The 9,488-nt window shown below is 66.2% G+C and carries 6 protein-coding genes; 1 reads left to right on the top strand and 5 read right to left on the bottom strand.

Going from position 1 to position 9,488, the window contains the following annotated elements; genetic code table 11:
* Both ACQRCJ_RS11260 and ACQRCJ_RS11255 read right to left on the bottom strand, forming a co-directional pair.
* Positions 1 to 919 (bottom strand): hypothetical protein (locus ACQRCJ_RS11260; RefSeq protein WP_427799825.1); only part of this gene is annotated, 919 nt, incomplete at its 3' end.
* A gap of 11 nt (positions 920 to 930) precedes the next feature.
* Positions 931 to 3,591, bottom strand: coding sequence for a valine--tRNA ligase (locus ACQRCJ_RS11255; protein WP_427799824.1), 2,661 nt, complete (start codon positions 3,589 to 3,591; stop codon positions 931 to 933).
* A gap of 38 nt (positions 3,592 to 3,629) precedes the next feature.
* On the opposite strand from ACQRCJ_RS11255, the gene ACQRCJ_RS11250 reads away from it, so the two are divergent.
* On the top strand, positions 3,630 to 5,129 hold the full coding sequence (locus ACQRCJ_RS11250) for a BPL-N domain-containing protein (RefSeq protein ID WP_427799823.1): 1,500 nt from the start codon (positions 3,630 to 3,632) through the stop codon (positions 5,127 to 5,129).
* A 314-nt stretch (positions 5,130 to 5,443) separates the two neighbouring features.
* Here ACQRCJ_RS11250 and ACQRCJ_RS11245 read toward each other — a convergent pair whose 3' ends face one another.
* The 3 genes from ACQRCJ_RS11245 to ACQRCJ_RS11235 all read right to left on the bottom strand — a co-directional run bounded on the left by ACQRCJ_RS11245 (position 5,444) and on the right by ACQRCJ_RS11235 (position 9,301).
* Entirely contained in the window at positions 5,444 to 6,916 is a 1,473-nt protein-coding gene (locus tag ACQRCJ_RS11245; protein WP_320861578.1) for a hypothetical protein, read from the bottom strand.
* A gap of 140 nt (positions 6,917 to 7,056) precedes the next feature.
* Entirely contained in the window at positions 7,057 to 8,031 is a 975-nt protein-coding gene (locus ACQRCJ_RS11240) for an AEC family transporter (protein WP_204626162.1), read from the bottom strand.
* Positions 8,032 to 8,320: 289 nt separating this feature from the next.
* Positions 8,321 to 9,301 carry an AEC family transporter gene (locus tag ACQRCJ_RS11235; protein WP_427799822.1) on the bottom strand — a complete coding sequence of 327 codons (981 nt, stop codon included), beginning with the start codon at positions 9,299 to 9,301 and terminating at the stop codon, positions 8,321 to 8,323.
* Between the last annotated feature and the right edge of the window lie 187 nt (positions 9,302 to 9,488).

Here is a 9,488-nt window from a genome sequence, read left to right as displayed (position 1 = left end):
GCGGCAGCGGGCAGGGCGTCAGGAAGAACGCACGCTCCTCCTGTACCAGCGAGACGATCTCGCGCAGGCCTTCCAGCGTAGGCTGCCCCTTGTTGGCGGTCAGCAGGCCTTGCAGCTTCTTGACCAAAGCCGCGCGGGCCTCGCAGTCTTCCAGGCCCAGCAAGCCCTTCTTGCCAAGGATCTCCAGGGCCTTGCCGTGCCGGGTGGCCAGACCGGTATGCACCTGATAGAGCGGCTCCAGCGTGTCGCTTTCCGCAGCGGCCAGCACCATGACCGAGGCCATGTACAGGCGCTCCAGATAAAGGCCGTACAGATGCGCCCCCAGCAGGCGCAGCAGCTGGTCGTCCTGACGGGCGGCCTCCAGCAGGCGGGAAAGCTCCTGCTGGCGGAAGCGCGCCAGAATGTTCGCGGACTCCTGACTGTGCGGGGCCTTGCGGATGCGGGCCATGTCCTTGCTGTTCAGCGTGGGCAGGGGCTTGCCCACCAGCTGCTGGAGCAGCTCGTTCTTCTTGGCCGCGTCGGACACATCGCCGAAATAGAAGGCATACATCCTGTCAGCGGCCAGCATGCCGCTGAGCACGGCCAGCTGGTCCTGGCTGCCGTCCACGGGGCACATCTCGCCCGTGATGGTCAGGTCGGGCTGATAGATGAAACCGGCCTTCTTGAGCAGGCCGATATCCTGGATGCTGTTCACGATGGCATCACTGTCCAGCAGGGGGGCCAGCTCGTCCACCACATGGGCACGGGCCGGCAGGGCGGACAGGCAGAACACCAGCAGGAGCAGCAAACAAAACAGCGGCGCGGCCGCCGGCCTCCGGCCCGAAAGACCGGAGGCGACGACCGCGCCGGGCACGACGCCCACCGCTCCGCGCCCGGAAGCGCAGAGCATGGGGGGCGTGGCAACGGCGGACATCTTCATGACGTTGTTCCTTATTCCTCGTTGAGGGCTTCGCTGAAGCGCTGGCGCAGGGCCTGCATCTTGGCCTTGGCATCCAGCAGCTGTTCGGCACGGGCGCGTTCGCGTTCCACAACCTGGGCGGGAGCGCGGCTCACGAAACTTTCGTTGTGCAGCTTGCTCTGCACGCCCACCAGATCCTTTTCCAGTTTGGCCATTTCCTTGTCCAGACGGGCCAGTTCTCCGGCCAGGTCCACGGCGCCCTTGAGGGGCACGATGACCTGGCAGCCGCCCACCACGGAGGAGGCGGAAGCCTTGGGAGCGTGCAGGTCGGCACCGATCTGCAGGTCTTCCAGGCGGGCCAGGGTGGTCATCATCTGGCGGCAGCTTTCCAGCAGGGCGGCCTGGGCCTCGTCCACAGGATGCAGCATCAGGCTCACCTTGTGGCTGGGGCTGATGTTCAGCTCGGCCTTGATGGTGCGCACGGCCACGATGCTGCCCTGCACCAGTTCCATGCGGGCGGCCTCGGCTTCATGCAGGCAGCCGGGACGGGCGGCGGGATAGAGCTCCAGGGCGATGTCCGTGGGCTGCTCGCCGGCGGGCACGGGCAGGGCGTTCCAGATCTCGGCCGTGACGAAGGGGATGATGGGATGCAGCAGGAGCAGCAGCTCGCGCAGCACCACCCACAGCACATACTGGGCCACGGGCTTGCGGACCTCGTCCTGCATGTCGGGCTTGATGAGTTCCAGATACCAGTCGCAGAACTCGTTCCACAGGAACTTGTAGCCCAGCTGGGCGGCGTCGTTGAAGCGGTATTCCTCCAGCGCCTTGTCCATGTCCTGCTTGACCTGCTCCAGACGGTGCAGGATCCACTGGTGGTGCAGGCCTTCCACGCTTTCCAGGGCCACCGGGGCGGGCGCGGTCTCGGGCAGGTTCATGAGGGCGAAGCGGGCGGCGTTCCACAGCTTGTTGACGAAGTGGCGGTAGCCTTCGATGCGGGCTTCGGACAGGCGGATGTCGCGGCCCATGGCGGCAAAGGCCGTCAGGGTGAAGCGCAGGGAGTCGCAGCCGTACTTGTCGATCATCTCCAGCGGGTCGATGACGTTGCCCGTGGACTTGGACATCTTGCGACCGGTCTCGTCACGCACCAGGGCGTGCAGGTACACGTCGTGGAAGGGCACCTGGCCCATGAAGTGCTGGCCCATCATCATCATGCGGGCCACCCAGAAGAAGATGATGTCGAAACCGGTCACCAGCACGCTGGTGGGGTACCAGGTGGCCAGATCCTTGGTCTGCTCGGGCCAGCCCATGGTGGAGAAGGGCCACAGGGCCGAGGAGAACCAGGTATCCAGCACGTCCTCGTCCTGCTTCAGGTCAGTGCAGCCGCACTTGGGGCAGGAGCTGGGGTCGTGCTCGGCCACGATGAGCTCGCCGCACTGCGCGCAGGTCCAGGCGGGGATGCGATGGCCCCACCAGATCTGGCGACTGATGCACCAGTCGCGGATGTTGTCCAGCCAGTGATAGTAGGTCTTGGCCCAGGATTCCGGCAGGATGCGGGTCAGTTCGGGCACGGCCTTGCGGGCGGCGGGAGCCATCTTGGTGGTGGCCACGAACCACTGCGTGGACACATGCGGTTCCACCACGGTGTGGCAGCGGTAGCAGTGGCCCACGGAGTTGTCCAGGTCTTCCACGGCCAGCAGGTCGCCGGCGGCTTCGATGTCGGCCACGATCTTCGTGCGGCAGTCTTCCTTCTTCAGACCGGCGTAGGGGCCGGACTCGGCCTTCATGATGCCGTCTTCGTCGATGACCTGCAGGAATTCCAGATCGTGCTTCTTGCCCAGGGCCCAGTCGTTGTGGTCGTGGCAGGGGGTCACCTTGAGGGCGCCGGTACCGAACTCGCGATCCACGTAGCTGTCGGCGATGATGGGGATCTCGCGGCCCAGCACGGGCACGATGGCCGTCTTGCCCACCAGGTGCTGGTAGCGCTCGTCCTCGGGATGCACGCAGATGGCGGTGTCGCCGGGGATGGTCTCGGGACGGGTGGTGGCGATGGTGATGCTGCCGGAGCCGTCGGCCAGGTGGTAACGGATCTTCCACAGCTTGCCCTTGTGGGCCTCGTGTTCCACTTCGTCATCGGCCAGGGCCGTATGGCAGCGCGAGCACCAGTTGATGATGTAGTCGCCCTTGTAGATCAGGCCTTCGTTGTAGAGCTGCACGAAGACCTTGCGCACGGCGGCGGACAGGCCTTCGTCCATGGTGAAGCGCAGGCGCGTCCAGTCCACGGAAGCGCCCAGGGCGCGGATCTGGTTGAGGATGCGGTGACCGTAGTCTTCGCGCCACTGCCACACGCGCTCGATGAAGGCTTCGCGGCCCAGGTCCTGACGGGTCTTGCCTTCCTTGGCCAGAGCGCGCTCCACCACGTTCTGGGTGGCGATGCCGGCGTGGTCGGTGCCGGGCACCCACAGCACGTTCTTGCCCTTCTGGCGGGCATGACGGCACAGCACGTCGATGAGGGTCTGGTTCAGGGCATGCCCGATGTGCAGGGCGCCGGTAACGTTCGGCGGCGGGATCACGATGGAAAAGGGTTCGCCCTGGGCATCCGGGTCGGGTGTGAAGGTCCTGTTGTCCTGCCAGTGGTCGCGCCAGCGCGCTTCCACGTCATGGGGCTCGTAGCCCTTGGGGAGGGTATCCGCCATCTTGCTTTCTCCATGAAAGGCGGCCATAGTACGCTGTTATGTGTGCCGCCAACCCTGTATGTATTCTTTGGGACGCGTCCCATATCTGGGGCCTTATGGTCTGGCGCGCCCTGTGCGCGCTGGGACTGCCCTGTCGTCTGGTCAAGGGACAAGACATAGCCAATGGCGCGCTTTTTCGCAAGCCATGCCCGCAGGGTACGCCCGGCAAGGAACGGGGAGCGGCCCCGCTCCTGCTTGTCCCCGGCGGCAACGCCCGGCTCAAGGCGCGGGCCCTGGGCGAGAAGGGGCGGCAGGCCGTGCGCGACTATCTGGCCGAAGGCGGCCGTTACCTGGGCTTTTGCGGCGGCGCCGGACTGGCCCTGAGCCAGCACCGCAGCCAGGACGGCCTAGGGCTCTGTCCCTGGGGCCGCGCGCCCTATCCCGAGCGCCTGCATCATCTCATCTCCGGCCATGCCCACATGCGGGTGCGCTCCTGCATGGCACGCGACCTGCCCGCCGTGCGGCCGGACTTCCCCAAAGCTTTTCCGGACGGGGCTGCTCCCGATCCGCTGCGCCCGCCGCTGGGCGACGAGGCGTGCGCCCTGGTGCCGCCGCACTGGCGCGGCTGCGCCCACGGCCATGACGACGACTGCCGCCATTGCGGCAACTGCCGCCCGCCCCGGGATGACGGCCATGTGCCGTCCCTGCCCGTCTGGTGGCCCGGCCGCTTCGCCCCGGAAGCCGATGAACGGGTCAGCATCCTGGCCTCCTACCGTCAGCCGGATACGGACTTCTGGCTGGCCGACCTGCCCCTGAGCCGCATCCCGGCCCCTGTCTTCGAAGCCTGGAAGGACCTGTACGGGGTCAACGTCTCGGCGGACTTCCTCGACGGCCAGCCCCTGATGGTGGCGGGCAATTACGGCCAAGGCCGCTACGTCCTCAGCTATTCCCATCTGGAGACCCCGGACAGCCACGATGCCAATGCCTGGCTGGCCCATCTGCTGCGCGTGCTGGCCGGTCTTGCGCCGCAGCGCGAGCTGGTGCCCGCCTGGGACCTGCACCGCAAGGCCGCGTTCCGCTGGCCCGACACGCCGCAGACGGCCCCCCTGCGCACCCTGCTGCACGGCATGCGCGAGCTGCTGGATCTGGGCGTGGAGCACAACCTCTTTTTCGAGCGCACTCCCTGGCTCTGGGGCTGGCGCCCCGGCCTGCCCGGCGCGGTCTGCAACAACCTGTATTCGTCCCTGCGTGTGCTCTGCGGCCTGCGTCCCGGCCCGGACACCCTGGCCGCCTGGGACGGCATGCGCGCCCGCTTCGCGGCCCTCACGGACATCTTCCTGCCCGGCGCCGAGGGCTATCTGCTGGCCTGCCGCCTACGCGAGACCCTCTCCCCCACCATGCCCGACGCCGTGGACCGGCGCGGCCTCACCAACCAGCGCGAGGCCCTGTTCGGGCATCCCATGACCGGGGGCGGCATCGTGGGCGAACTGCTGGAGATGACCGACGAGCTGCTCTACCGCGGCCAGCAGGAAGACGCCTGCGCCGCGCTGGACGACTGATCCAGCGACGCACGCCTAACGAACGTGTGCCTTTTCTGAACGCCCCCGCCTGCCTTGCCGCATCATCGCTTTCCGTACGGCCTTGCCCGCGACCTGTACGTGTGTCCCGGCAAGACTGCTATGGAGGGACAGATGTACCCGCACGGCGTATGCGCCGCACCAGACATCGCCCCGCATGGACGGCCCGTCGACCGGGATCTTCCCCCCTGCGCTCTTTTCTGCCGACAGGAACGATGCACCGCGGAAGACCGTTCCCTCACAGGGCGCGTCACGAACAAGGCAGAAATTCCAGTCTTGCCGTCCGGCCCGCAGCGCTAACCGCGCTCCTGCTGCGGGACCTGTCCACCTCCGGTCTCACCGGCTGCCCCGTCCCCTTCCCGGCTGATGGCGTACAGATAACCGGCAAGGAAGGCGAAGGCCGTGGCATTCTTCATGGTGATGGCAGTCAATGCCGCCAGCATACCCAGGAAGGCACAGGCCATCCCATACACATACCAGTCCCGGTGACGGGTGGCAAAGCGTACGCTCCGCCAGAGCAGCATGCCGCACAGGCCCAAGAACAAGGCCAGTCCGGGCAGACCTGTTTCCGCCAGCAACGTCGTATACTGGTTCATGGGAGGGTACTTGTGGAGCTTGCTGCTCCTGGCGCCTTCAACAAAGCCCGTCAGCTCGCTCCCCCGCTCCAGGCTGCACTGCTCCAGAGGCTGCCAGTACCAGCCCTGCATCATGCAGCCCATGCCCAGCGGACGCGAAAGCCCTGCCTCCATATCCAGCCGTGCACAGGTGTAGCGGATGGCCAGCGAGCTGACCTCCAGCCCCCCCTGCAATTCAGGGCATGCGGCGGGCCTGCCCGCATGGCTGTCCTTCACGAAACGGACCAGGGATTCTGCTTCCTGAAAGGCCGGCAGGAAGCGGGCCTGCATCCCGGGCCATCCGGCCTGCAGCGCCCAGCCGCCTCCTGCAAGCAGGACGGCGGTCAGCATCAGGACCGGCATACGGTGACGGCGCAGCGCAGTAAAATAAAACGGCAGGGCGGCAGCAAAGCAGGTCACGACAAATGCGAGCAGGCCGGACGCGATCTTGCCCTGCCACATGATAAGGCCCCAGCAGACCACGCCCAGCAGCCACAGACGCTTCGCTCCGCTCAGGGCCAGCACCACGCCCAGTACGGGGATGAGCCCCACAGCCATGTGCGGCGGCTCGGCAAACAGCCCCCTGATCCTGTCCGTAAAATAGACCGGCGGCCACCAGCCGTGATCGATGCACTCGAAACGGAACCAGGAATTGATGCTGACCAGAAAGTCCTTGATCCCTGTTGCGCCATGGTTGGCCGGGATCTCCAGGATGATGTGCGCCAGGTTCGAGACCGCAAGCAGCAGCACTGCAGCATGGAAGAGCTTTTTCCCCTGCCCGCATGGCAGGCAGGAAAACATCACGGCCCCCCAGAGCCAGAACGCCAGAGGGATCGCCGTCCAGAGCAAAAAGCCTGTCCAGACGTCCGGTGCGACATCTCCGGGAACGTCCTGCAAGCCCCAGACGGTGGCCAGCACTGCAAGGGCTGTCATCCCCAGTATCCCCCCCAGCAGCAGGCGGTGTTCTTGCATCCGTCCGCGCCACTGCCCGGAAAGGACGAACAGCACCATGCCCGCGATCCCGAGAGGATAGGTGGGGCGATGCGGCAAAATAGGATCCCGGAACCAGGGAAAGACGTCGAACGACAGCAGGACCAGACTCAAAAAGGCACACGCCATGGATCCCCACAGGCACAGACGGGAGAAACGATCCATCAAAAGATTCCTTGCTCGGGAAAAGGTCGGGATACGGCCCGGACAAAGGCAACCTGCGGACAGGCAGACCAGAGGAGCCGCTGGGGCCGGGAAACGGCAATAGCCTCTATCCTATAGTCCGCGCCCCTTCCTGACAAGCACTACAGACAGCCCGCCCCCTGCAGCAGAAAGATGAACAGCATCAGGCTGACCATGCTGGCGGCATTGCTCAGTACGGCGGTCAGGGCCGCCTCTTCGGGCACGGCGCTGTAGACCTCGGCCAGCACCGAGGCCACCAGGGCCGTGCCGGTGGCGGACATGAGCACGCCCACGCCCAGCCAGAGCGGCGGCAGGCCCGCCAGATGCATGATGCCCCAGCAGATCAGGGGATGGATGCCCAGCTTGCACAGCAGGAGCCAGGCCTGCCGGATAACCGTATGCCCGCCGTTGCGGCGCAGGGCCAGCACCAGCTTCTGGCGCAGGTCGAAGCCCAGGGCCAGCAGCATGCAGGGCGCGGCCGTACTGCCGATGAGCGCCGCGGCGTGATCCAGCGGCTGCCACAGCCCCAGCCCCGAGCAGGCCAGGGCAAGGCCCGCCAGCGTGGCCAGAAGCAGGGGGTTGCCCAGCAGGAACAGGCGCAGCAGCTTCCAGATGCGGCCCCGGCCGTCGCCCCAGGCCGCGGAACCTGCCAGACAGTCCATGCGGATCTGGGCCATGATGACCACCACATTGGGCGTCAGGGCCGCCAGCCCGGCCACCACCATGGCTTCGTGATTGCCCGGCAGCAGGCCGGCCACGATGGGCAGGCCCACGAAGGCCGTGTTGCTGGCGCTGCAGGCCAGGCCGGAGATGATGGCCGGGCCCGTCCCCCGCCGGGAAAAAAGCCTGTCCACGGCGTAGCCCAGCAGATAGCACAGCATCTGCGCCCCGATGACGCCCAGCCAGAAACCGCCGTGGGCCAGATCCAGACGGCTCGCACCGGACAGGATATGCAGCATGAGCACGGGCAGGGCCAGCTTGAGCACATAAAGGCCCATGGCCGCGCCGGTATTCTCCGGCAGCACGTCGGTCATGTGGACCGCAGCCCCCACGGCTATGAGCAGAAAGACGGGAAGAACAGCGTAGAATGCTTCCATACGACACCTCCATGCGGACCGTAGTGTGGCTCTCCCGGAGGATGTCGCTTGCGGTGAGGGGAAAGATGCGCCTCTTTCCTCCGCTTGTCCAGAAAATTGTTTGTTTAACCAAACAATATATAACCTATTGAAAAAGCCCGGTATCGACCGGGCTTCGATAGAATTTTATCCAGCAGTGTGGAGCGCTTTGCAGGACAAGGCCCCGCAGGACGCACGTCGGCGGGCGCCCTCTGCCGCCCCTGCATCCCCAGTCAGGACACCGGCACGGCAGGAAGGCCGTCCAGGCGCATCAGATATGGCCCAGCAGACGCATCACCCAGATGAAGAAACTCAGCGAGAACAGGCTCAGGCCATTGGAGACCAGGGCCGTCAGGGTCGCCTCCTCAGGACCGGCATGGTGCACGTCCGCCAGCACGGGGACCACCAGGGCGGAGCCGGAAGCGGCCATGATGACCGAAACGGCCAGCCACAGGCCTTCCACGCCCAGCGCGGCCAGGATGCCCCAGCAGACCAGGGGCTGCACCACCAGCTTGCAGATCTGCAGGGCCGTCTGGCGCAGCAGCGCATGGCCGCCCGCGTGCCGCAGGACCACGGCCAGCCGCTCCCGCAGGGTCAGGCCCAGGGTCACGAGCATACAGGGGGCGGCCGTATGGCCCACCAGCTCGGCGGCCCTGTTCAGCGGATCCCACAGGCCCAGCCCCAGGGCCGAGACCAGCACGCCGCCCGCCATGCCCCAGAACACGGCATTGTACAGCAGCGAATAGCGCAGCACATGCAAGAGCACGGCCTTGCGCCCCTGCGGCATGGAGCGGGAAGGATCATGTGCGGCCAGCTGCACCTGCCCCACCACGAACAGAAGATTGGGCGTGATGGTGAACAGGCCGGCCACGAACAGGGCCTCGGCATTGCCCGGCAGGGCACTGGTGATGACGGGGATGCCCACGAAGGCGGCATTGCAGAAACAGCCGCCCAGGGCCGTCACGGTCGCCGCCGCGCTGTCGTGGCGGGCCAGGATGCGGTCGGCCGCGTAACAGACCCCGTAGATGAGGAACTGCGCGGCGATGACGCCCAGCCAGAACTGCGGATGCGCAAAGCTCTCCAGGGGCGCGGTGGCCATGATCTGGAACAGCAGCAGCGGCAGGGCCACGTTGAGGACATAGAGGCTCAGGGTCTGGTTGGCGCTCTCGGGCAGGGCCCGGAAAAGATCCAGGCAGACGCCCAGACCGATGAGCAGGAACACAGGAACAACGGCGGAAAATGCTTCGATCATGCCCTTGCTTATGCTTCTCCCGGGCGGATGTCCAGAAGCGCAGGCTACAAAACCGGGCACCATAAAAAAGCCCGGGACAGCACGGGGGAGCCTGCCGGACAGCGGCCTTGCCGCCATCCGGGACAGGCCCTGCATCCGTACTGCCGGGCCATTTCTCAGCGTATGGGGAGGACAGGCGCCGGGCCTG

The organism is Desulfovibrio sp. SGI.102 (genome assembly GCF_050314315.1).
Taxonomy (GTDB): domain Bacteria; phylum Desulfobacterota; class Desulfovibrionia; order Desulfovibrionales; family Desulfovibrionaceae; genus Desulfovibrio.
The sequence above is the reverse complement of the archived record's forward strand: the minus strand, read 5'-3'. Positions and strand labels throughout refer to the sequence as shown.

Excerpts from the sequence above, each read along its gene's own strand:
- ACQRCJ_RS11255 (WP_427799824.1), bottom strand. The coding sequence starts at position 3,591 with ATGGCGGATACCCTCCCCAAGGGCTACGAGCCCCATGACGTGGAAGCG.
- ACQRCJ_RS11250 (WP_427799823.1), top strand. The coding sequence starts at position 3,630 with ATGTGTGCCGCCAACCCTGTATGTATTCTTTGGGACGCGTCCCATATC.
- ACQRCJ_RS11245 (WP_320861578.1), bottom strand. The coding sequence starts at position 6,916 with ATGGATCGTTTCTCCCGTCTGTGCCTGTGGGGATCCATGGCGTGTGCC.
- ACQRCJ_RS11240 (WP_204626162.1), bottom strand. The coding sequence starts at position 8,031 with ATGGAAGCATTCTACGCTGTTCTTCCCGTCTTTCTGCTCATAGCCGTG.
- ACQRCJ_RS11235 (WP_427799822.1), bottom strand. The coding sequence starts at position 9,301 with ATGATCGAAGCATTTTCCGCCGTTGTTCCTGTGTTCCTGCTCATCGGT.